Annotated in this window: 15 protein-coding genes and 2 pseudogenes; 11 read left to right on the forward strand and 6 right to left on the reverse strand. The window is 60.0% G+C overall.

Features of this window, described 5'->3' with window-relative positions; all coding sequences use genetic code 11:
• The first annotated feature begins 76 nt into the window (after positions 1-76).
• Positions 77-844: a DUF72 domain-containing protein gene (locus tag ACLFKU_RS05275; RefSeq protein ID WP_410842393.1), complete on the forward strand. Its 768-nt coding sequence runs from the start codon at positions 77-79 to the stop codon at positions 842-844.
• 527 nt (positions 845-1,371) lie between these two features.
• Here ACLFKU_RS05275 and ACLFKU_RS05280 read toward each other — a convergent pair.
• Positions 1,372-1,842, reverse strand: a complete 471-nt coding sequence (locus ACLFKU_RS05280; protein ID WP_368581687.1) for a PRC-barrel domain-containing protein — start codon at positions 1,840-1,842, stop codon at positions 1,372-1,374.
• Between the two features lie 2,008 nt (positions 1,843-3,850).
• Between ACLFKU_RS05280 and ACLFKU_RS05285 the strand changes: the two genes are divergently transcribed.
• Together ACLFKU_RS05285 and ACLFKU_RS05290 are read left to right on the forward strand one after the other, a co-directional pair.
• The gene (locus tag ACLFKU_RS05285) at positions 3,851-4,429 is read left to right on the forward strand and encodes a hypothetical protein (RefSeq protein ID WP_410848395.1); all 579 of its coding nucleotides are present in this window, start codon (positions 3,851-3,853) and stop codon (positions 4,427-4,429) included.
• Positions 4,426-4,962 carry a hypothetical protein gene (locus ACLFKU_RS05290; RefSeq protein ID WP_410848396.1) on the forward strand — a complete coding sequence of 179 codons (537 nt, stop codon included), beginning with the start codon at positions 4,426-4,428 and terminating at the stop codon, positions 4,960-4,962. Before ACLFKU_RS05285 ends, ACLFKU_RS05290 begins: the two co-directional genes overlap by 4 nt.
• A 302-nt stretch (positions 4,963-5,264) precedes the next feature.
• On the opposite strand, the gene ACLFKU_RS05295 is transcribed toward ACLFKU_RS05290, so the two are convergent.
• Both ACLFKU_RS05295 and ACLFKU_RS05300 read right to left on the reverse strand, forming a co-directional pair.
• A complete protein-coding gene (locus tag ACLFKU_RS05295; RefSeq protein ID WP_410848397.1) occupies positions 5,265-6,497 on the reverse strand; it encodes a hypothetical protein in 1,233 nt (410 codons plus the stop codon).
• A 740-nt stretch (positions 6,498-7,237) separates the two neighbouring features.
• A pseudogene (locus tag ACLFKU_RS05300) lies at positions 7,238-7,619 on the reverse strand (integrase); the annotation flags it as partial.
• A 32-nt stretch (positions 7,620-7,651) separates the two neighbouring features.
• On the opposite strand from ACLFKU_RS05300, the pseudogene ACLFKU_RS05305 reads away from it, so the two are divergent.
• Positions 7,652-7,991, forward strand: a pseudogene (locus ACLFKU_RS05305) (3'-5' exonuclease); the annotation flags it as partial.
• A gap of 36 nt (positions 7,992-8,027) precedes the next feature.
• On the opposite strand, the gene ACLFKU_RS05310 reads toward ACLFKU_RS05305, so the two are convergent.
• Positions 8,028-8,972 (reverse strand): EamA family transporter, encoded by a 945-nt coding sequence (locus tag ACLFKU_RS05310; RefSeq protein WP_410848398.1) that lies wholly within the window; start codon positions 8,970-8,972, stop codon positions 8,028-8,030.
• A gap of 88 nt (positions 8,973-9,060) precedes the next feature.
• Here ACLFKU_RS05310 and ACLFKU_RS05315 point away from each other — a divergent pair, with 88 nt between their 5' ends.
• On the forward strand, positions 9,061-9,687 hold the full coding sequence (locus ACLFKU_RS05315) for a CGNR zinc finger domain-containing protein (RefSeq protein WP_410848399.1): 627 nt from the start codon (positions 9,061-9,063) through the stop codon (positions 9,685-9,687).
• A gap of 685 nt (positions 9,688-10,372) precedes the next feature.
• Here the strand turns inward: ACLFKU_RS05315 and ACLFKU_RS05320 are convergent.
• A complete protein-coding gene (locus tag ACLFKU_RS05320) occupies positions 10,373-10,921 on the reverse strand; it encodes an aspartate carbamoyltransferase (protein WP_410848400.1) in 549 nt (182 codons plus the stop codon).
• Between the two features lie 764 nt (positions 10,922-11,685).
• On the opposite strand from ACLFKU_RS05320, the gene ACLFKU_RS05325 reads away from it, so the two are divergent.
• Complete coding sequence (locus ACLFKU_RS05325; protein ID WP_410848401.1) at positions 11,686-14,178, forward strand: glycogen/starch/alpha-glucan phosphorylase; 2,493 nt, start codon at positions 11,686-11,688, stop codon at positions 14,176-14,178.
• Positions 14,179-14,367: 189 nt separating this feature from the next.
• Here ACLFKU_RS05325 and ACLFKU_RS05330 read toward each other — a convergent pair whose 3' ends face one another.
• The gene (locus tag ACLFKU_RS05330; RefSeq protein WP_368581489.1) at positions 14,368-15,072 is read right to left on the reverse strand and encodes a GntR family transcriptional regulator; all 705 of its coding nucleotides are present in this window, start codon (positions 15,070-15,072) and stop codon (positions 14,368-14,370) included.
• Between the two features lie 302 nt (positions 15,073-15,374).
• Here ACLFKU_RS05330 and ACLFKU_RS05335 point away from each other — a divergent pair, with 302 nt between their 5' ends.
• The 5 genes from ACLFKU_RS05335 to ACLFKU_RS05355 all read left to right on the forward strand — a co-directional run bounded on the left by ACLFKU_RS05335 (position 15,375) and on the right by ACLFKU_RS05355 (position 21,103).
• Positions 15,375-15,836, forward strand: a complete 462-nt coding sequence (locus ACLFKU_RS05335) for a hypothetical protein (protein ID WP_410848503.1) — start codon at positions 15,375-15,377, stop codon at positions 15,834-15,836.
• The gene (locus ACLFKU_RS05340; RefSeq protein WP_410848402.1) at positions 15,826-16,191 is read left to right on the forward strand and encodes a hypothetical protein; all 366 of its coding nucleotides are present in this window, start codon (positions 15,826-15,828) and stop codon (positions 16,189-16,191) included. Before ACLFKU_RS05335 ends, ACLFKU_RS05340 begins: the two co-directional genes overlap by 11 nt.
• Positions 16,192-16,438: 247 nt before the next feature.
• Positions 16,439-17,560 (forward strand): porin, encoded by a 1,122-nt coding sequence (locus ACLFKU_RS05345; RefSeq protein ID WP_410848403.1) that lies wholly within the window; start codon positions 16,439-16,441, stop codon positions 17,558-17,560.
• 173 nt (positions 17,561-17,733) lie between these two features.
• Positions 17,734-18,975, forward strand: a complete 1,242-nt coding sequence (locus tag ACLFKU_RS05350; RefSeq protein ID WP_410848404.1) for an MFS transporter — start codon at positions 17,734-17,736, stop codon at positions 18,973-18,975.
• A gap of 616 nt (positions 18,976-19,591) precedes the next feature.
• Positions 19,592-21,103, forward strand: coding sequence for an aldehyde dehydrogenase family protein (locus ACLFKU_RS05355; RefSeq protein WP_410848405.1), 1,512 nt, complete (start codon positions 19,592-19,594; stop codon positions 21,101-21,103).
• Positions 21,104-21,105: the final 2 nt, after the last annotated feature.

Consider the following 21,105-nt stretch of genomic DNA (forward strand, 5'->3'; position numbering starts at 1 on the left):
CAGTAGAATCTGTCGGTAACGCTGCGGACCGACGAACCCAACATTGGCGCCGACCTTGCTGAATCGAAACCCCCCGATCCATGTGAAGCATTGCGAGAGTCCTTCCACTGCATCGCCGATACGAATCGGATGTGCTGGATGGGGACTGTCAGCCAACGTGGCGGCCCGCTTTCCCGCGCGGGGTAGCCATCTCGAACGATATGCGCAAATCTTTTCTTCGGTTGAAATCAATTCGTCGTTCTATCGTTCGCACCGGCCGGAAACCTATGCCCGATGGGCTGCAAGCGTACCCGATGCATTCCGGTTCTCTGTCAAGGTTCCGCGGAGGATTACGCACGAGCTCAGGTTGCGCGACGCGGATGCGCCCGTCAGCGATTTCGTGCAGGAGGTCACACCGTTGGGCAGAAAATTGGGGTGCCTGTTGCTGCAACTGCCACCCAGCCTGGCGTTCGATGAAGTCGCGACACGAGATTTTTTTACCCTGATGCGTAGCCTCACGGCAGCGCATATCGTCTGCGAACCGCGCCATGCCACATGGTTTACCGAGGAGGGCGCGCAAACACTGAAAAGCGCTGGGATCGCCTGCGTGCGCGCGCATCCTTCGCCGATCGCCGGCGTCGAACCGGTGGGTGATCCGGGGACGCTGTACGTCCGTCTGCATGGCTCGCCAGAGATCTATTATTCGGCATACGACGAGGCGTTCATCGAAGCGGTGGCTGCGCGGCTCTTGGAGGCTCGATCCTCTGCGTCCGAGGTCTGGTGTATTTTCGACAATACCGCGCGCGGCCAGGCGGTTCCTAACGCTCTAACACTGATGGAGAAGCTGGAGGGGGCCGCTTGCTGAGATAGCCCGTCGAAGGATCCTGGCGCCCCGGCGCGCATACAACGCGGCTCGATTCGCATGAAAGAGGTGATTGATGACCTCCTCGTTTTCACCCGCGGACGGCTGGGTGACACGTCGCCAGTCAGTTTGGCCCCGCAGGATATGGGGCGCATCTGCAGCGATGCGCTTCGGCTGACAGGCGTCTCGCATACAAGTGCAAGGGAGAGCGATTGATCTGGAGGCCGGCCATTCGCGGTCAGAGCGAGAAGATGCTGCGGGATTTAGCCCCGCGTATCGATCCAGTCGCGCACAGCCACCCCGGTCGCGGCACCGCCATTAGAAAATATCTGCCGCGGTCGAACCGTTGGCCAAGCTCGGCGAAGCAGCGAAGGGAGGCAGCGAAACCATCCTGGTTGCAGGGGACGTTTTTCCGCGCGTCTGGTACTTCAAGCAATGCGCCTAGGCCACCAAAGCAGGTCACGGCGGCATAGGCGCTGAGTGGCAGATAAGGCATTTACCGCGGACGGCTAACGCCATAGTCTTTTAATTTAATGCTCGCTCGGCCGGAACGTTGGGTCGCTTTCTACGACCTCCTGGGTTGCGGACCAGTACGGCTTCCTGTTGTAGTAGCTGTAGGTTGTCTCTCCCCACTTCGCATCTGCCATCGCCGGCCAGTGGTCCTTGTCGAAGCCGGGATCGTCCTTGAGGCGCTGCGCCGCAATATCAACAAAAAAGCACTTCTGGTCCGTATCGAGAGTGAGCGCGCTCCACGGGATGGCGTGAAGGTTCGAACCCATGCCAAGGAAGCCGCCCTCGGAGAGCACTGCGTAGGCGATGCGACCGTTGCGGACATCGAGCATGATGTCTGAAATCTTCCCGACGTGTTCGCCGTCGGAAGACATCACCTTGGTGCCGTCGAGCGTCGCTGCAGCCATGACCTCCGGCCCCGGGCCTTCGCCGACGCCTCCGCCGACGATGTTGGCTCCGCTTTGAGTGCCTTGCGGGTTGATTGAGCCCATCATTCACCTCCATCAAAAAATAGTGCTCTATTGGTGCGCAAGGCGCGTGCCCAAAGGAAGTTAGTATCTGTTTCGCAACCGAAGAAACGGTCGTCGAGGGGCTGGGACGAACGGTGAGATTTGTGCAGTTCAGGTCGTGCCAGCAGGCTCAGAATGCCTATCACTTCAGAATGTGAACGCGGCAAACGTTCGCGGCAACGACCAAGCCTGAAACCTCTATCGAGGTTTGTCGTGTGTTGTAGAGGGGAATGGACCCGCGGAAATGACGAAGCAGTTCTTACGAAGCACACGCCAATCCATGACAAAGAGCCGCGAGAAACGGGAGCCCACGAGCGGCCCGCTGCAAGGCAGGACGCTGCCCAGCGTCGGCCATTGCGACGGACAGACGTCATAGTGGCATTTTCGAGAAATTACGCGCTGCCTACGGTCTGCTGTTGATTTCATGGCCAACCTGCATTGGCAACGGCGACTAGTCAGCGACAGAAGGCACGCGGCTTGCGGCGCCTCCTTCAAGTGAACCGCAGACGCTGACATGAGATTCTTCTTTTGAGTGAGCCATGAAACATCCAGCTAACACGTTTTTCGCTTCGGCTCTAGTGATGGCACTGTCGGCAACTACATATGCACAAGGCGGCAGAGCAGAAGCGGCGGCAACATCCCATGGCGGCGCCGGTTGGATGAAGACCCCCAGTGGGAGGGAATCCGATTCACCGAATGTCATGGGCAGTGGAGCGGCCAGTGGTCCTGCGACGGTGCCTTCCAGGCGCGGCAAGGCCAATGGTCTGAATATGGGTACCCGTGACGGCGCGAACAGCGACGTCAATAAACCACGGAACAGCCCAAGGCAAGACGGCCGGTAGCGATAACAGCGGGTTGCACGCGGCGTCAACATCGCGCGAGGCTGACGTCCACGCGACACAGCCCGCCTTTCGACTACGCAGCTAGCGATTCGCTGCCGCAATGCAAACTGACAGACACGCGCAGCGGCATGCGTCGCGAGAACAGCACAGTCGTTTTGAGGGCTTAGCGGAGCTGCGCGGCGCCGCTTGCCCCGACACCGGTCGCCGTACGTTGTTGCGCGGTCCATGTCGACCGCGTGATCGGGCCAAGCGAAAAGCTAACAGCCCGTGGGAATTGATGCGTTGGCGGATCGCCAGCTACGCGACACAGCGCAATGACTGATGCGACGCTCCAAGAAAGCAGAAGAAATGTCTACTCTCCTAAATATCCCGATGCATGGCGGTGATGCTCGACTGAACGTCAAAGTGGCGACCGTCCTCGTCGGCCATTCGCCGCGACCGTGATCGTAGGCAAGCACTGGCGCAACGAGTACGGCATCGCTCTCCGCTTCGCCCATCACTCGATAACTGCCCATCTCTATCTGGTATGGCACGCCCGACGCTTGCCGAACGCAGCCAGGCGAGAGCACCGTTTTACAGTCGCCGTTCCAGGTCCCAAGTTCGCCGTCGACATCATAGCGCTCCTGTCGCAGCCATCTTGTTTGCAACGGGCGGTGAGGCGACGTAGCCGGCAATCAGGCAGCAGCCCGGCATCGGAGCGCGCGGTTGGCATTTGTGCGCGCCGTTTCCAGTAGTCGCGATCGAGCAGCGCACATGATGAAGACGGTGTTGAATCCCGAAGTGACAGGAGCAGAGGATGGCGAGAGGTAATTGTAGCGACACCGTTCCATGCCAGCGCAAGATTAGTGCGGTGCGCACAGAAGCCGCCGAAAAGGCGGACTCCGTTTGCATTATCGGTTCGGTTGTCGCGATTCGATAGTTCCGTCTCAGCGACCGGAGGCCGACGAGCACAGATCACTCTCCGAGAATGGGAACACTGTTTGCTCAAGTGTCTCCGTCGGCGGTGACACACTGCGCTCGCGCCTGGAAAGCCTCGAATGCACGGGTCAATCTTCTGTCGTGGACGCGATCGCATATGAGCCTCATCGCCGCAGACTGTTACGCGTGTGGCCTTGATCGACGGCACTGGTAGGGCAGGGACGGTAGAAATGCAGAAGAACTTGGTGTGGGCTGACAACGCGAAGTCCGTTGTCACAGGCAAACGCCCCCACGTAGCAGCGCTGATCGCGCTGGCGCTGGCCGTGTCGTCGGCATTGAGCGGCTGTAGCTCGTTGTATTCGGAAGGCGCGGTCGCGGGCGCCGGTATCGCGGGTGCCGCGGTCGCGGGCAAGGTCACCAGCAATGCGGCGGTCGCGACCGGTATCGGTCTCGGCGCGGTCGCCGCCGCGCGCGCCGGCGTGCAGTATTCGGAGCGCGTGGTCCACACGAATACGCAGAACAGCATCGCGCAGGCGGCTGGTCCGCTCGAAGTCGGCGCGGTCGCTCCCTGGAGCATCACCCACTCTTTCCCGATCGAAGACGACGAGCACGGCCGCGTGACCGTCAGCCGCCTGATCAGCACCGGCGCGCTCGACTGCAAGGAAATCGTTTTTTCCGTCGATCAGACCGCAACGCGCGACAAGCCCGCGAGCAGCGCGTTTTACATCGCATCGGTTTGCCGTGACGGTAAGGACTGGCGTTGGGCATCGGCCGAACCCGCCACCGAGCGCTGGGGTGCGCTGCAATGAAATTGTGTTCGCCTGGCGTTCCGTGGGGTGATCGGCTTCGGCTCATCGCGGCCGGCGCGCTATGCGTCGGCGCGAGCCTGCTGGCGAGCGGCTGCGCGTCGATCGGCGCCGCGAGCGGCGCGGCGGCGGGTGTCGCTTCGGGCATCGTGACCAGCAATCCGGCCGTCGCGCTCGGCGTCGGCGTGGCGGTGCAGGCCGCCACCGACGAAGCGGTCGCGCGCTACATGCGCAGCATGCACAAAGACCAGCAGGATCTGATGGCGGCGCTGGTCGGCACGATGCCGGTCGGCGAAACGAAACCATGGTCGGTCAAGCACACGTTGCCGATCGAGAACGGTCACGGCCAGGTGCGCGTGACGCGCGCGGTCAACTCGGCGCTCGCGCTGTGCAAAGACTTCGTGTTCTCGGTGCAGGACGGAGACGGCCCGAACGCGCCCGAGAGGTGGTTCACGGCCAGCGCGTGCCAGCAGGACAACGGCTGGAAGTGGGCGACGGCCGAGCCGGCAGTCGCACGCTGGGGCAACCTGCAATAAAAAAGCGGCGAGTGTTTCTCGCTGCTTCTTGCCTCCGTCATTAACGACGGCCGACCCCATCGTAAGCAGTTCCTGGAGGACGCAGTCCACCTTGCGCGCGCAGGGCAGCCCCCGATGACCAGGATGCAGTCCCGATGGGGCTGCGTCGTTGAGCACAGCCCCGCGTGATAGATCGCACGCTAGCAGGAGTGATTTAACGTCGCTCTGTACATCCGAGAAGCGGCGACGTCTTTCAATCAATGGTCACGCTAGAGCACACGGGTCGACAGCTCCCGCAAAGCGGAAGCGGGTGTGGATCGACGCTACCTTGCGGCGAACACCGAGACCCCGCCATTGACGAATCCATTTGCGGCGCAACTCGGGCATCCTGCTGGCGATGTCGCCGAAGAGTAGGGAACGAAAATCAGCCCTGTCGCCGGGTCGATTGCAACCGAATGCGCATTGTTACCAGTGTTCAGGCGAGTGACAACGCTGCGGGAACCGGCGTCGACAATGGTTAGTACTGGCGTACACGGCGATGCTGCCGAGCAGGCGCCATTCGTCGAGGCATTGCCGGAAGAAGTCCAACGGCTTGCCGCGTTGTAGTAGCGATTGGTGGACACATCGTATTCAAGCTGATCACCTCCACCCGCGTTGAGGGACGCCAGGAGCGCGCCGTTTGAACGATCGATAATCTGCATGAGCAACGGCGCGCCAGTCGTCCCTTCTCGGCAACCGACCGCAATATCGTTCCCAGGCCCGAGCGCCAACCCAGTAGGATCGCAGTTACCTTCCCCATACATCGCGACGCCCGCAAGGGTTGTATAGTTCTGCGTGCCGCCGTTTGGTATTGCCCGAACAGATGCTCCCGGCAGTTTTACGAGTTCACCATGAGGATTCGTCGTGCTGCCGTCTACGTTCACGTAGAAGTTGTCGCTCGTGGCGTCGTACCGGCAGGCTTCGAGTCCGGCAGTGGGTTTACCCGCGTTGTCAGTGAATGTGACCTTTGCCACGACGGTCTGAGTCGCCGTGTTGATGAATGTCGCGAAGGGCGGGTTCTCTTCCGGACTCGAGATCATGAAGATGCCATGGGTCGAATCGAGACAACCTTCATCTGCGCGCACGCCGGTTGTGCTGACCACTATCTTGCTTATCACTGCCCCTGCTGCAGGGTCGACGATCTTCACAGAATTCACGTCCCCCGCATAGATGAGGCTGCCGACAGGCGTCGCGCCGTCCGGACCGGCCTGCGAATTTGGACCGGGTCCAAGTCCCGTAAACGCGAGCGGACCGCTCCCCTGGATTGCCTTGACGAACGACTTCGACGGAATGTCGATCTGATCCAGCGAAGCGTTATTTCTGTCGGTAAAAAAGTAATGGCTACCGGAAACGACGCCGATATCAAACGAAAAGTTGACGCCGGTCTTGATGTTCGGCACGGCAATGTCCGATACATAATGCGGCCCGCTTGTAAGGTTGTCCCCGCCGCCACAGCCCGCAATAACGACCGCCACCGACGCAACCGCCATTGCATTTGCCAAAATGTACCTTCGCATAGCCCACCTCCTCTGATCGTTGAAATATGTCGAGCTTCGTCAATGCGTCCGCAACAGTGGAATCCGCCGCTACAGCATACGCTTTCCATTAAGTAGTCGTCCGTATCGTATTCACCAGGTCTCAAACGTGATTTGCTTCAGTTTTTCATAAGGTTTCCGTCGAGCGTTGCCGCTGCCGCTACCCTGAACAAGGCGACTCCGCAATGCAGAGCGGAACTTTTAGCCATTCAATGTCGCGAAGTTCGCCATACCACCATGCTCGGGCTTCGCGTCAAAAACAGCTGACGAAAGGGTGCCCGTCGCGGCGAGATGCAATCGGTTAGCACCGGTTTGCACTTGAACACGTCGCTCAGCTAACTGCAGACTGATAAGACGCGCGCCGTCGGAGTCGATTCTGGAATGTGAGCTGAAGGATGCACCGGGCCATTGTCCGGATCAAATCTTATGGGACAACGCCGCACGGGACGTAGCACAGCTGGCGACCATGGTTGACGGATGTCGGGTGGTGTTTTCGATGAACAAACTCCAGCCGTCGGTCGGTGCACTGCTTGGGGCTCAATTGTGCGGCATCTTCGCACTACTGGCCGTCGGCATCGGGTGTGCGAGCTAAAAGCGCTCCACGCGACGTGTCGGCCGACGCGCCACGAAGTCGAGTGAGGCATCAGGGCTGATGCTCCTTCTTCACGCGTGGTTGCATGCAGCATACCGCGGCGCTGGAAGTGCGCCTGTTTGTTCCGCCTTTCAAGTGCGTCATCTACCTCGATGCCAAGGTAGCGGACTGTACTTTCAAGTTTCGTGTTGCCGAGCAACAACTGGACAGCGCGGAGATTCTTCGTGCGACGATAGATCAACGACGCCTTGGTCCGGTGCATCGTATGCGCACCGTCAGCGGTGTCGTCGAGGCCCCAGCCGCGCATATTGTCGCGTTGACAAGTGAGGAGACTCGTGAATTCGGCTCGGGAACAGGAAGCCGGTTCCATGCAGCCCCGCGTGCCGTATCTATGCCATCACGCTGTCGCGGGTTTGCTCGGTAATCTCAAACTGTACCGGCCGTTGTGTCTTCTGCTGCATGATCGTCGCCCGGCTGGCGATGTGCTCCTCATGACAGACGTCTCGCACCCGGGATGCTCAAGCACACCAAAAAGGAAAACGGCATCCGCACCATCCAGGCGACGTGTGACGTCATCTCACGCTTGAACGACACCTTTGCCGAGCGGCTGCTGTCCTTTCGCCAGGACAACAACGAGCCGGCACCGACGTGCTCATGCTCACGACGATGAACAGTTCGAAGGAGCTTGAGTGGGACCAAGTCTGGATCACACGCTCCGAAGAGACCATCGTTCCGGTCCCAAATCAACCGAGCCAGAAGAGCGGCGACTGTTCTACGTAGCAATGACCCGCGCGCGACGCTGATGTTTTCCGGCACCTCAAAAGAACTTCGCTTCGCGATTCGTAACTGAGGCACAGGTCGAGCAGCCGACGCGAGCCGCCTGAAGGTGGAAATGCCCATCTGCTCGGCGGTCGCGACGATTAGCGATCGCAGTCCTGCCCGCCCCGCGAAAGTGACGATGCGACAAGATCGTGGCGCTTCTGCGTCCGCCGGGTGGGGTTTCTTTGTTCCAGCCGCCATGCGACACATACCGCGCCGATCGTCAACGGCGCGCCAATGAGCATCCCCATGCTCGGCTGCTCGTCCAGAAAAAGCCACCCTAGCACGACCGCCACCACAGGATTGACAAACGTGTACGTTGCGACCAACGTCGGTTGAACACGGTCGAGCAGCCACACGTATACCGAAAATGCAACGACAGTACCCGCTATCGTCAGGTAAGCCAACGCGACGAGCGAGGATCCTGAGATTCGATCCGGTCGGAAAAGCTGCGCTTCGCCGGCTCCTGCGCTCAGCGCTGCAAGCACGACGCCGCCTGAGAGCAGTTCAATCCCCGAAAGTCTCAGGCCTTGTTTCGTGCCGCCGAAGTTTTGCACGGCGACGGTTGCGAGCGCCCACGAAAGACTCGAGCCTAACAGCGCGGCGAGCCAAAACGCGTCGATAGCCCCCGACGAAGAGGGAGCCCAGGCAATGACGCCTACCCCGGCAAAGCCCGCGCCGAGCGCGAGCCATACGGACCGCGAAGGCGCGCGTCGACCCGGTAGCAGGAGGCGCAGCAGGGCGATCCAGAACGGGATCGTGGCGAGCATGACCGCGGCAAGTCCGGACGGCACATGCCGCTGCGCGAGCGCCAATACCCCATGGCAACCTACGAAAAACAGGAGTCCGCAAACAATTGCCAGCAGCAGCGTTCGCGGCGTCAGTGGGTCGCGTTCGCGCAAGGCACCCCAAAGGAGCAGTATGGTCCCGCCGGCCAGACAGCGGATGCACATCAGCATCAGTGGCGGGAACGAGCGCAACGCGATGGCGACGCAAAGATACGTCGACCCCCAGACGACGTAGATGATTGAAAACGCGATGAGCAAGCGTACACGCATTGGCGCTTTCCACTAATACTTAACCGGTTAACAGGTTAGACTACGGTCGGTATTTTGCAAGGAGTCGGCTATGAGCATGGTCAACACCGCGTCACAGGCGAGCAGCGCATTCGTCGTCACCGAGGACCCTTGCATACCGTTCGTGAATACGGTCGCATGGAGACTAACCGGGGAGCCTCAGGAGCGGCTCGAGTCCGCCCGCTCATTGCTGGTTGTGCTGAGGGAGCAGCGGCTGGTCGACGATGGCCTGCTGCGTGCGTACCGCGTCCATTGGAAGAGCGATCCCAGGGCGGCTGACAACGCATACCGGCTTGCGATCGAAGCGCGCGAGGCGATCTATGCCGCCCTCTACGGAGCCACGAGGGAAAAGAAGACGCCGGCGGACCTGTCGTTGCTGTTTCGATTGCTCAGCGTCGAGACGCCGGGCGCAACGCTGCTGCACAGAAACGGTAGGTACGTCTGGTCATGGGACGCGAACGCGTTGCGCGCCGCGGCGTTGATAAGGCCATTCGTCGTCTCGGCGTTGGGACTCCTGACGGGGCCACGCGCGAAACGGATCAAGCAGTGCGAAGACGCGCGCGGCTGCGGATGGCTTTTCGTCGATGAGAGCCGTGCGCAAAACAGGCGCTGGTGTTCGATGGGGGATTGCGGCAATTGCGCGAAAGCAAGGCGTAACTACGCGCGGGGGCGTGAATCCTCCTGAGCGTCTACAACGATGGCATGCGTCGCAGGTATCTGTGAAGAAATGTGTTGCTCAAAACAATCGGCGGCTAGGGCGAAGCGATTCCGGTGTGACGTGTCGTCTGGCATCGTCTGCCGGTTGATGAAGCGGCCGTCGCTGAGCATGCAGACGCAGATTCCGTTGAAGGCGGCTGGGCGAAGGTGACAAGAACGGGGTGAACAGCATCTTCGAAAGGCAGAGTGTCCGTTCGCTTCCGCGAGAAGAAGGAGGCTGAGCTTCGCTAGGCCGGCGAGTTCGAATTCCACCTTCGATCCCGTTGCCGGCGCTGGATATCAACGTCGAAGTCTATACACGGTTTTCCATGCGTGTCGTGTCGGTGATCATCAAGTTCGACAAGGTGATGGATCAGTCGACCTCATGGTCTGGAACGGTATTCGTGACCAGATAACCTTGTCGGCGTAGGCGTCGTCACCGGACTTTCCAACGCAACGCGAGCGCAGTTCTGCCAACTTGTTTCCAGAGCTGACTATGGAGTTTTCAATGGTTGCTTTCCGGCGACGGGGATGAATGCGTGCTGCCGGCCACGAGCGGCCCTTCGGCGCTTACTTCTGACTTCGTAACAAGTCAAAGGTCCGGCGCTGACCCGCCACTGACCGAGCGGGAAATCGGACCGGCCAATCATTGGCATCCTGATCGTGTGCGCTATCTATTCCGCTGTCGAGGCGTCTGCCGGATGATGGTGCGTCATGCTTGGATCGTGCCCTGCCATCGCGTCGTGGCCATGATCGAACAACTGGGCGTCGAACCATTCGTGCAGCGCCATGACGAGGCGAGGCTCGTCCGCGTGATATACGATTTTGCCTCCATCGGGCAAGTCGTGATAGTGGATCGTCAGTTCGCCCGGCTTCGCGGTACGTAGCACGGCTAGGCCCGGCATGTCGTTGCCGTGGATTAGCTCCGGCGCATTGAAATCTCCCTCCGAAAAATGCCGGGCGATCATGGCCAAGTGTCCGCGGATCATGGCGGCCTGCTTCGGATCATGATGCTTCGTGACGACCTGCTGGATTCCGCCGTCGGCCGTCTTCGTAAAGATGTGTGTGGTGGCCGCAAGGGAGAACGGCATCACCTCCGTGCCGTGTTGCTCCACTTCCCTCTGGCGTGCCGTAACGTCGGCGATAGCGGGCGACGAAAGAACAGCTATTCCGAGAAGGACCGCGGTTGAGAGCGCGACAACAGCCGCCGACGGGCGTGACATGAGTTGCTCCAATCGAAATAGAGAACGCATAGTCTAGCGTTCAATGTCCGTTTCCGGTATTGGCGAACGTCCCTTCGGGCTTGCAACCGGCCATAGCCCTTGCATTGGCGCGAAAGGCGGCGGTGGGCCGACATGACCCCGACGTATCTGGCAGGGAGCGACGCCTGCCCGCAGGCGCCGCGACACGCTCACAGCAATGTGAATGAAGGCAGGCGTCGAATAACCCTAAACGTTAGCAGCCCTTGAGTGGGGCGACCGTACGATTCGCCGTTGTGGGTGGACTTGAAGCACCGCAGTGACGCGCGTACGCATACCAAATGTCGCGGCTGATCGCGCCATCGACTGATCGGCCCTGTTTTGGATCGACTCAACCAAGACTCGCGATCGCGAGTGCATGTGCCATACGCGTGAACGTAAAATACCGTTGATACCTATGAGCGGATACGTTGAACCGAACCACAGCGCGCTCCGGCGCTGCGCACTGGACTTTGGGCGTTCGCCATACACGTTTGACCTCCGCTGCCAGGCAGAAGCGAAGGTCGAAACTCAAATCCGCGCACTAGATTTGGTGGTAATAGGCCGCTGGTCTGGACTTCTGGGACTGTCGCTAGCGACCGCTGCACGCGGGCTCTCGTTTTCAGGTCAGAAACGCCGTCCGGTTACCTGACCCACTGCGTGAGTTAAATGGGACGCCATTGAAATGCCCGTGCGGCTGATGCAGCTTCGCAGATCGCGAACCGACCGCAACTCGCGGAGGAAGCAACATGAGCACTCTTGAAGGATTCGGCATAAAAGAGAGAGCTGGCGACGCGCGCAGTGGGCTGGATGTCGATGCGCTGCGGCATGGCGTTGTCGAGAACGTCATCTGTCTGCAAGGCCGCCATCCTGCCTTGGCCACCGCGCATGATTGGTATATGGCCCTTGCACATACCGTGCGCGACCGCATGTTGGGGCGCTGGGCGGCAACCGTCGAGGGCTACACCGCCCGGGAACTAAGGGTTGCCTGTTATCTTTCCGCTGAATTCCTGATTGGACCGCAACTCGGCAATAACCTCGTCAACCTCGGGATCGAAGCCAACACGCGCGCCGCCATGCAGGCGCTCGGCCAGGAGCTTGATACGCTGCTGGCGATCGAGGAAGAGCCCGGGCTCGGCAATGGGGGGCTTGGGCGGCTGGCTGCCTGCTATCTGGATTCGCTCGCGACGCTCGAAATTCCGGCAATCGGATATGGCATTCGATACGAGTTTGGCATCTTCAAACAGGAAATCTGTGATGGATGGCAGGCAGAAGTGACCGACAAGTGGCTTCAGCGTGGCAATCCATGGGAGTTCGTGCGCCCCGACGTCAACTTTTATGTCTCTTTCGGCGGCCATACAGAATATGAGTTCGATGCGCAGGGCGGCTTTCGCGTGCGCTGGATACCGGCGCACCAGGTGAAGGGCGTGGCCTGCGATATGCCAATGCTCGGATACCGGGTCAACACGTGCAACGCGTTGCGGCTTTGGAAGAGTGAGGCTGTCGAGTCCTTCGACCTGCACGACTTCAATGCTGGCGACTATTACCAGGCCGTGCAGGAAAAGGTAAATTCCGAAACGCTGTCCAAGGTGCTTTATCCCAACGACGAACCCGACGCCGGCAAGCGCCTGCGCCTTGCACAGCAATACTTTTTCGTTTCGTGCTCGCTGCAGGACATGCTGCGCCTGCTCGACCGCAGGCGCGAGCCGGTCGAACGCTTCGCGGAAATGTTCACCGTGCAGTTGAACGATACGCATCCGTCGATCGCGGTGGCCGAACTGATGCGTCTGCTCGTGGACGAGCGACGCCTGCCCTGGGAGCAGGCGTGGAACATCACACAGCGCACGTTTGCCTACACCAACCATACGCTGCTGCCCGAGGCCCTGGAAACATGGGGTTTGCCGCTCTTTCGCAACCTGTTGCCGCGCCCGCTCGAGATCATTTTCGAGATCAATAGTCGGTTTCTCGCTGAGGTCCGGCAACGCTATCCCGGCGACGAAGCGCGTATTGCGAGAATGTCGCTGATCGACGAAACCGGCGAGAAGAAGATCCGCATGGCCCATCTGGCGACAATCGGCAGTCACGCGATCAACGGTGTGGCCGCACTGCATTCGACGCTCCTGAGACAGACAGTGCTGCGCGACTTTGCCGAATTGTGGCCTGAGCGGTTCGACAACGTAACCAACGGCGTCACACCGCGCCGGTTCATGCTGCTGGGCAATCCGCGTCTCGCGCGCCTGCTCGACCAGACGGTGGGCGAGGGATGGGTAACCGACCTGGCGCGTCTTCGCACACTCGAGTCCCACGTCGACGACACGGCTTTCCAGGACGACTGGCGTCACGTCAGGCGATGCAATAAGGCGGATCTTGCGCAGCTCGTACGGAATAGCACGGGCATCGTTGTCGATCCCGATGCATTGTTTGACATCCAGGTCAAGCGCATCCATGAATACAAGCGGCAACACCTGAATCTGCTTTACATCATTACGCTCTATCAGCGTATTCGCCGCCACCGGGAGCAAGACGTGGTGCCGCATTGTTTCATCTTTGGCGGCAAGGCGGCACCGAGCTACACGATGGCCAAGCTGATGATTCGTCTGATGACAGGTCTGGCCGAAGTAGTCAACAACGACCCGGCAATGGAGGGGCGGCTCAAGGTCGTGTTTTTCCCAAATTTCAACGTCAAAAATGCCCATTTCATCTATCCGGCTGCCGACCTGTCAGAGCAGATTTCACTGGCTGGCAAGGAGGCATCCGGAACCGGCAACATGAAGTTCATGATGAATGGCGCAATCACGATCGGAACATTGGACGGTGCGAATATCGAGATCCGTGAGGAGGTGGGCGAGGAAAACTTCTTCCTTTTCGGTTTGTCCGCTGAAGAGGTGACGAGTATCAAACGCGAGGGCTATCACCCTGAAGTTCACGTTGAGGGCAATGCGGAGTTGCGCGAAGCGCTGGACCTGATCTCGTCAGGATACTTCTCGCGCGGCGACCGTGAGGTGTTCCGTCCGCTCGTGGACAACCTGCGCAACTTCGATCCGTTTTTGGTGTTGGCCGACTACGCTGGATATGTGGCGTGCCAGGAACTTGTAAGCGTCGCCTGGCAGAATCCGGGACGTTGGACGCGGATGTCGATCCTCAACACAGCACGCTCGGGGAAATTTTCGTCCGATCGCGCGATCGGCGAGTATTGTGAGCGGATCTGGAATATTTCTCCGGTCAGGATCGCGCTTGACTAACCTTAATTGCGACCGGCTCATGCCGCCATCAAGCATTTCCGCAGGGCCTTCGCCGGGCGCTCCGACAAAATGCCGGGCCATGATGCAATCATTCGATATTTCGGCGCGTTCTCATCGCGAACTTCATTTGCGAGGCGGCCGAGGGCAATTCCCCTGGTTCGGTCGAACTCGCGCCAAAACCAAGCGGGCTCATTGGCCGCTCTCCCGCATAACGACCAGCCGGTCGGAGAACGGTCCTGAATAGACTGTCTGGAAATAAAGCGGACGGTTACGCAGCGTATATCCGCGCAATTCCATGATGAACCCTGGCTGGCCACTTGCAATTTTCAACTCTTTCGCGGCAACGTCAGGCAGCGGATCAAACCTGATCCACTGGTCGACATGCTGCGTCGGCAATGACAGACGCTGGGCGACCAGTTCTCGCAAGTTTCGTTCGAGCGCAGCGCGATCGAGTCCGCCCAGTTCCGAGAAATCCTCATCACGCATCCAGAACTCGGTATACAGATCGAACCGGCCAGCCACGCTGATGACACGATCGATGCGGACGTAGCCTTCGCCTCCGAGGAAGTCGGACCAGGGCCCCTTGCGCTTAAGGCGTTTCACTGAACGCGGATGAACATAGGAGGGCAAGTCATTACCGTCGGCATCGCGAAAGCGGAGATAGCGAACGTCCGCGGGTGCCACGCGCGCGCCCGACACGAATGTTCCGCGGCCCTGTTCGCGTGTAATGAGTCCCGAATGCACGAGTTGCATGAGCGCCTTCTGGACGGTGCCCACGCTCACGCCGTGCGTGGCCGCCAGTTCGCCCTCTGAGGGCAGCCGGTCGCCCTCGCGAAGGTCGCCAGTTTCGATGTGCCGGATGATCGATTCCGACACCATGGATAGTTTTGTCATTTTTTTCCAAACACTGCGTTGAAATCCCCGTGAACGAACTCCCTAACCGCGGGAAATGTACTCGGGGACCTGCCGCTGGAGCATCGAACTCCTCACGCGCCGTATCAGGCGCCAGTCCTATGCATGAATGTAATGCTTAATTTTATCTAAATCAAGAGTTTTTGCCGTCTGATCATAATGTCCTATATAGGAGTTTCCCTTAACTCCTATATAGAAGTGTTGACTCGCCTGTGCGACGCGCCGTATCTTGCAGACATTGGAGACGCAATGTGCTGGGCCACGCGGAAGGAGGTTTTGAGCAAATGAATGTGAAGTCCCACCTGGAGAAGATCGCGAGACTGGAGTTGCTGCGCAATCGCTTTGACCCGCTCGTCGACTTCGAACTTTGGTTTTGGGCCGGCATGACCGCAGGCACCCATGCGGTCAATGCCGCGCTCCATTGCGCGGGGGTTACCGCGAGCGACGACATTCATCCGACACAACCGGGGGTTTATCTCGTGCCTCGCGCCGACGGCTCGCTGACGACCGAATTTCGACCGCTCGGCGACATCCTGCATGTAGGTCGCCCGGTAATCGAGGCTGCGATACCGGAAGACATCGAATCGATGATGCACCTGATGGAGACTGTAGAACGATACCGCGATCCATGCGTGCGTGAAGGCGTGGTACCGACGGCAGCCATCGTCGCCGAATGCGACGCAGCGCTTGCGCGGTGCCAGCGGCTTTTGAATGAGCGCCTGCAAGGAGACGCGCATGGACATTGAAAAACATCTCGAAGCTGCGCGGCGCATCGAGCGATCCCTGAAGAAGTGCGCCGACGACGACTGCGAAATGAAGATCGAGGGGGCGATGCTGGCAGGCACGCATTGGCTGAACGCAGTTCTGCATGGAAAGGGTGCGACGGGTCCTGGCGCCGACGTATTTCATACTTATCTGCTGACGGTGAACGAGTACCGGCGTCTATGTGTTGCCGACGAAGAGATGGTCAAGGCGCTCTCCGAAATCGAAGATCTGCGTCCGCCATACGTGCGCGGAAACCGGCCGGGCGCCAAGGCTGCGGCGGATCGAGCGCTCGAATTGCTGTCGGTCATTCGTCGCAAGGCAGAAAACGTCGTTTGATGCGTCATTTTCGCGGCCACACGCGATGGAGAAAACGCCATCGACACGGGTGGTCCAGTTATCGCTGGACGTAGTTCAGCCGCGAGGTAAATCAGTAAATACCAATCAATTGATTCGGCGTACTACGGATGCGTTAGGAAGGCATCGCGATGTATGGACTCCGTTCCGTACGCGTGATCCCCGGCGCACCCGCAAATTCATGATCATTGGTGAAAGGTGATTTGCCTTCCACAGAAAAGGAGATGAAATGAGGAAGACAAAGATAGCCGCCCTTGCGGCTTGCGCGATGACATCGGTATCGGTGTTTGCTCAAAACTCGGTCACGTTGTACGGGCTTGTCGATACCGGTGTCGAATACATCACGCATGCAACGTCGACCGGAGGGACTGTTGTGCGTATGCCGGTGATTGGCGGTGGTGACGCGGCGTCGCGCTGGGGCATCAAAGGTTCGGAGGACCTCGGCAACGGGTTGAAGGCCATTTTCACGTTGGAGAGCGGATTCTCGATGTCGAACGGCTCGTTGCAGCAGGGTGGTCGGTTGTTCGGCCGGCAGGCTTACACCGGCCTGGCTGGACCTTGGGGGCAACTCTCCTTCGGGCGCCAGTACAGCATGACGACCTGGGGAATGTATGATTCGAATATCCTTGGCTCAGGCGGGATGGGTGGTCTGGCTTCGTTCGATCCTTACCTGCTGGCGGCACGTTTCGATAGCGACGTGGTGTATCTGGGCACATTCGCTGGCTTGACCGTGGGGGCGAGCTATTCGTTCGGTCGTGATTCGAGTCCGGCAGGCAACTGCCCGGGCCAGAGCGGCAATGACTTTCTGGCCTGTCGCGCTGTGTCCGCCATGCTCAAGTATGACGCTAACGCTTGGGGCATCGCGACAACCTATGACGAGCAGCGCGGTGGAGCGGGAGCGGCACCCGTCACAGTAGTTCCCGGCTTGCCGGGCATCGCTTTCACGAAGTCATCGGATACTGATCGGCGGTACCAGGTTGCAGCCAAGCTCTTCGTCGGGCCTGTGCAACTGGGCGCCGGGTGGCTGCACCGGCGCATTCAGGGGGACGTGAAATCGGCCACTACCGACCTCGAATATCTTGGCGCGACCTACCCCTATCAGGCCTGGACGTTCGAAGCGCAGATTTCTCGGATCGATAACACTGCGTTCGATGCCGACGGCACCCTTGGTACGGTGCGCGTCAACTACAACTTCAGCAAACGCACTGCGGTATACAGCGTGCTCTCCTACCTGAAGAACAACGGCAAAGGCGGCATCTATTCCGTCTCCGCGGCGAGCACGGTGCCTGCCGCGCCGGCTCCTGGCGGCAATCAGTTCGGTGCGGAGATCGGCATTCGTCACATGTTTTGAGGCCCCAGGCTACAGGCGCCGGGCGACGGGGGTGGTGCTGCCGGGCGTTCTCGTGGCGCGTGACCACCTGTGCAAGCCGCAACCGGCGCAATATAAGGGCAGTCGATTCACGCCGAATGTAATAGACGCTTATTGCGTCGCTGAAACGTTGGTTTGGATCCAGGAGGAATGGCATGGATCGCGAGGGTATCCGCTCCATCGGGTGGTGGACTTATGTTTCGATCGTGGTCGGCGCGGCAATCGGCATGTTTGCCGGCGTGACGTCGTTTAACTCGGTACCGGGCATCTTCGCCCGGCCACTCGCGGCGGAGTTCGGGTGGGGCCGGATGGAAATGTCGCTGTCGTTCTCGGCTACGCTGCTTGGCATGGCTATAGGCAGTCCACTCATCGGCATGCTGATGGACAGGTTCGGAATTCGGCGCGTCATCTTCTGGTCTGGCGTCGCTTTCGGCCTCGCCGTCATCTGCATGTCGAAGCAGGACGGCAGCAAGATCATGTGGATCGGACTCTCCGGGCTGATCGGAGTCGTCGGCGCGGCGGTCTCGGTATTGGGCTACCTCGCGGTATTTCCACAATGGTTCGATCGTCGTCTCGGCCTCGCGCTCGCACTGGCTATGTGCGGTCTCGGCGTTGGGTCGATGGTCATGCCGACTTTCGCGCAATATCTGGTGACCCATTTCGGGTGGCGTACGGCCTATGTCATCCTCGGAGGCGCGTCGCTGCCCTTGATGCTGGTGGCCTGTTCGCTACTGAGGGAGCACAGGATCGACGCGCCAGATCAGCGCTCAACCGTACCGGTGCGTGCGGAAGGACTGACGCTCGGGCGGGCGATGAAGAGTTACCGGTTGTGGGCGATCTGGCTGACTTTCATGCTGGGGTCGATCTGTACGCTCGCACTGGTGCCGCACCTTCCCAGCATGTTCATCGATCGGGGCATCAACGTGGAAGACGCTGCACGCGGTGCTTCGATGCTCGGAGTGGGCCTGTTGGCGGGCCGACTTCTCACCGGGGTATTGCTCGATCATGTGCATGCTCCTCTGGTCGCTGTGCTGTTCTTTCTGGGGGGCGCCGCCGGCATCCTGTTGTTTCATATCTCTCGAGACTATCAGGTGCTGTTGCTGGCCGCGGCGCTGATCGGCTTGACGATTGGCGCCGAGGGCGACCTGATTTCCTACCTCGTGCGCGCGTATCTTGGAATGCGCCTGTTTGGCACCCTGTACGGAATCGCTTTCTCGGGATATTGCCTGGGCTCCGTCGTCGGCCCGCTTGGCATCGGCGCCTATTTCGACAGGCACGGTAGTTACGATCTGCTCCTGGTCGTGCTCCCGTGCGTCCTCGTTGGTGCGTGTGCGCTGATATTGACGCTCGGACGTTATCCGGGGAGCAGCGGCCGCATCGAGGCGGTTGCGTCGTAACGCAAGGCGATGCGTCGGCGCCCCTACGTCAAACGCATCGCAAGCCCGATCGGCTGCATGATTCGGAGCGTCACATACGAAACTTCGGCCAGATCGCGGCGCTGATTCAACGGTGCGTCGTACCTGACAAAACTCCTTCGCAAAGGGAGTCGCCGCTTCTGTGCTATTCAAAATCCATCTGCTGCCGATCCTTTCCGGCTCGCAGATGCGACAGCGCCATCCGTTCTGCTCGCATTCCTTGTCCCCGCGCCGTTGAAATTCAGTGCGCGGGCGACGTTCACCCCGCCGAGCAAATTCCAGGCTGATAGCACCCGTTCACGGAGCACACGCGGATGCCTCGCGTCCGCCTGAAACTCCGCGGACACCTGCAGTCAGCGCGCAGTGCCGCGGCCACCTGCCGACGTTAGAGCGCGCCGCCGCGTGGGGCTCTAGCAGAGGTGTTCTCTTTGTTAGAACACGATTGCTCAACCTGTCTAATTGATCGACACCCCTCTTCAAAACATACTGCTTCGGCATTCAACGCAAACAGTGACTGGCAGCGTTCGATAGCAGCGGTCGAACGACCAACGCAGCCTGTGAGCGAGAGATTCAACCCACATCTGATCGGAGCGTACTGATGGAGCAGTCAACGGTAGAAGGTTTGTTCGAAGCATTTGCTGAGTTTTTCCCCGGCGCGACGGAGATCGGATCCTATGTAGGCGGCAGACTCATTCCGGGCACCGGCGACGAGATCCAGCTATACGATCCAGCCAGCGGAGAAAAATCGGTCAGCTATCGGGACGGCGGCGCGGCATGCGCGCAGCAGGCGTGCGTCGCCGCGCAGGAAGCGCAGAAGAAATGGTGGGGCATGACGCATGCCGCGCGCGGCCGAATTCTCTACGCCGTCGCGGCCAAAGTGCGGGAGCACAACGAGCCGCTCGCTCGCCTTGAAGCGATTTCGACCGGCAAGCCGATTCGCGATAGCCGCCGCGAAGCCGAGATGGTGGCGGAAATGTTCGAATTCTATGCTGGGTGGGCCGACAAGTTCTATGGCCATGTGATCCCCGTGCCGACCACGCATTTGAACTACACCCGCCGAGAGCCTTACGGCACGATTCTGCACGTCGCGCCGTGGAATATCCCGATGCTGTCCTTTGGTTGGCAGGTGGCGCCGACCATCGCCGTCGGCAACGCCGTGCTGCTCAAACCGTCCGAGCTGACCCCGTTCACGTCGCTCGCGATCGCGATGCTGGCGGAACGAGCCGGCGTGCCGGTGGGCCTGATCAACGTTCTGGCAGGGTACGGTCACACCACCGCTCAAGCGGCGATCGCAGACCATGCCGTGAAGAAGGTCGTTTTCGTCGGATCGCCCGCAACCGGCGTGAGAATCGCCGAAGCTGCGGCAAAGCGCGTCATTCCGTGCATCCTGGAGCTCGGCGGCAAGTCAGCCAACATCGTGTTCGATGACGCCAACCTCGATCAGGCGGCGGCGGGCGCACAAGTGGCGGTCTTTTCGGGCGCAGGGCAGAGCTGCACGGCGGGATCACGCTTGCTGGTGCATCGCAAAGTCTATGACGAGGTGGTCGGCAAGGTCGCCGACGGTGCGCGCAAGCTGCGCGTTGGGCATCCCCTTGAAAACACCACTGAGATCGGCCCCATCAACAACCGGAATCAGTTCGAGCACATCAAGCGAATGATCGCCAGAGGCGTCGAGGAAGGCGCGCACCTTGCCGCTGGGACGACGAAGTTCGGCGACGAAGGATACTTCGTACCCCCAACGCTATTCACGGGCGTCTCGAACGACATGGACATCGCGCGCACCGAGGTATTCGGTCCCGTCATCGCGGCGATTCCGTTCGAAACCGAGGAAGAGGCGATCGCCATCGCCAACGACAACGAGTTTGGTCTGGCGGGCGCCGTGTGGACCAATGACGTCGCACGAGCACACCGTGTGGCGGCACAGGTGGACGCGGGAACCTTCTGGATCAACAGCTACCGCTCGATTCACGTGGGTTCGCCGTTTGGCGGCTACAAGAACAGCGGATACGGACGCACGAGCGGCATCGAGGCGCTCTACGAGTACACGCAGACCAAGAGTGTCTGGGTTCAGACGGCCGCCTCGGCAGTCACCCCGTTCGGTCGCGCCTGAGC

The sequence above is a fragment of the Paraburkholderia sp. EG304 genome, assembly GCF_046543485.1.
GTDB lineage: Bacteria > Pseudomonadota > Gammaproteobacteria > Burkholderiales > Burkholderiaceae > Paraburkholderia > Paraburkholderia youngii.

Excerpts from the sequence above, each read along its gene's own strand:
- ACLFKU_RS05280 (WP_368581687.1), bottom strand. The coding sequence starts at position 1,842 with ATGGGCTCAATCAACCCGCAAGGCACTCAAAGCGGAGCCAACATCGTC.
- ACLFKU_RS05285 (WP_410848395.1), top strand. The coding sequence starts at position 3,851 with ATGCAGAAGAACTTGGTGTGGGCTGACAACGCGAAGTCCGTTGTCACA.
- ACLFKU_RS05290 (WP_410848396.1), top strand. The coding sequence starts at position 4,426 with ATGAAATTGTGTTCGCCTGGCGTTCCGTGGGGTGATCGGCTTCGGCTC.
- ACLFKU_RS05295 (WP_410848397.1), bottom strand. The coding sequence starts at position 6,497 with ATGCGAAGGTACATTTTGGCAAATGCAATGGCGGTTGCGTCGGTGGCG.
- ACLFKU_RS05315 (WP_410848399.1), top strand. The coding sequence starts at position 9,061 with ATGGTCAACACCGCGTCACAGGCGAGCAGCGCATTCGTCGTCACCGAG.
- ACLFKU_RS05320 (WP_410848400.1), bottom strand. The coding sequence starts at position 10,921 with ATGTCACGCCCGTCGGCGGCTGTTGTCGCGCTCTCAACCGCGGTCCTT.
- ACLFKU_RS05325 (WP_410848401.1), top strand. The coding sequence starts at position 11,686 with ATGAGCACTCTTGAAGGATTCGGCATAAAAGAGAGAGCTGGCGACGCG.
- ACLFKU_RS05330 (WP_368581489.1), bottom strand. The coding sequence starts at position 15,072 with ATGACAAAACTATCCATGGTGTCGGAATCGATCATCCGGCACATCGAA.
- ACLFKU_RS05335 (WP_410848503.1), top strand. The coding sequence starts at position 15,375 with ATGAATGTGAAGTCCCACCTGGAGAAGATCGCGAGACTGGAGTTGCTG.
- ACLFKU_RS05340 (WP_410848402.1), top strand. The coding sequence starts at position 15,826 with ATGGACATTGAAAAACATCTCGAAGCTGCGCGGCGCATCGAGCGATCC.
- ACLFKU_RS05345 (WP_410848403.1), top strand. The coding sequence starts at position 16,439 with ATGAGGAAGACAAAGATAGCCGCCCTTGCGGCTTGCGCGATGACATCG.
- ACLFKU_RS05350 (WP_410848404.1), top strand. The coding sequence starts at position 17,734 with ATGGATCGCGAGGGTATCCGCTCCATCGGGTGGTGGACTTATGTTTCG.
- ACLFKU_RS05355 (WP_410848405.1), top strand. The coding sequence starts at position 19,592 with ATGGAGCAGTCAACGGTAGAAGGTTTGTTCGAAGCATTTGCTGAGTTT.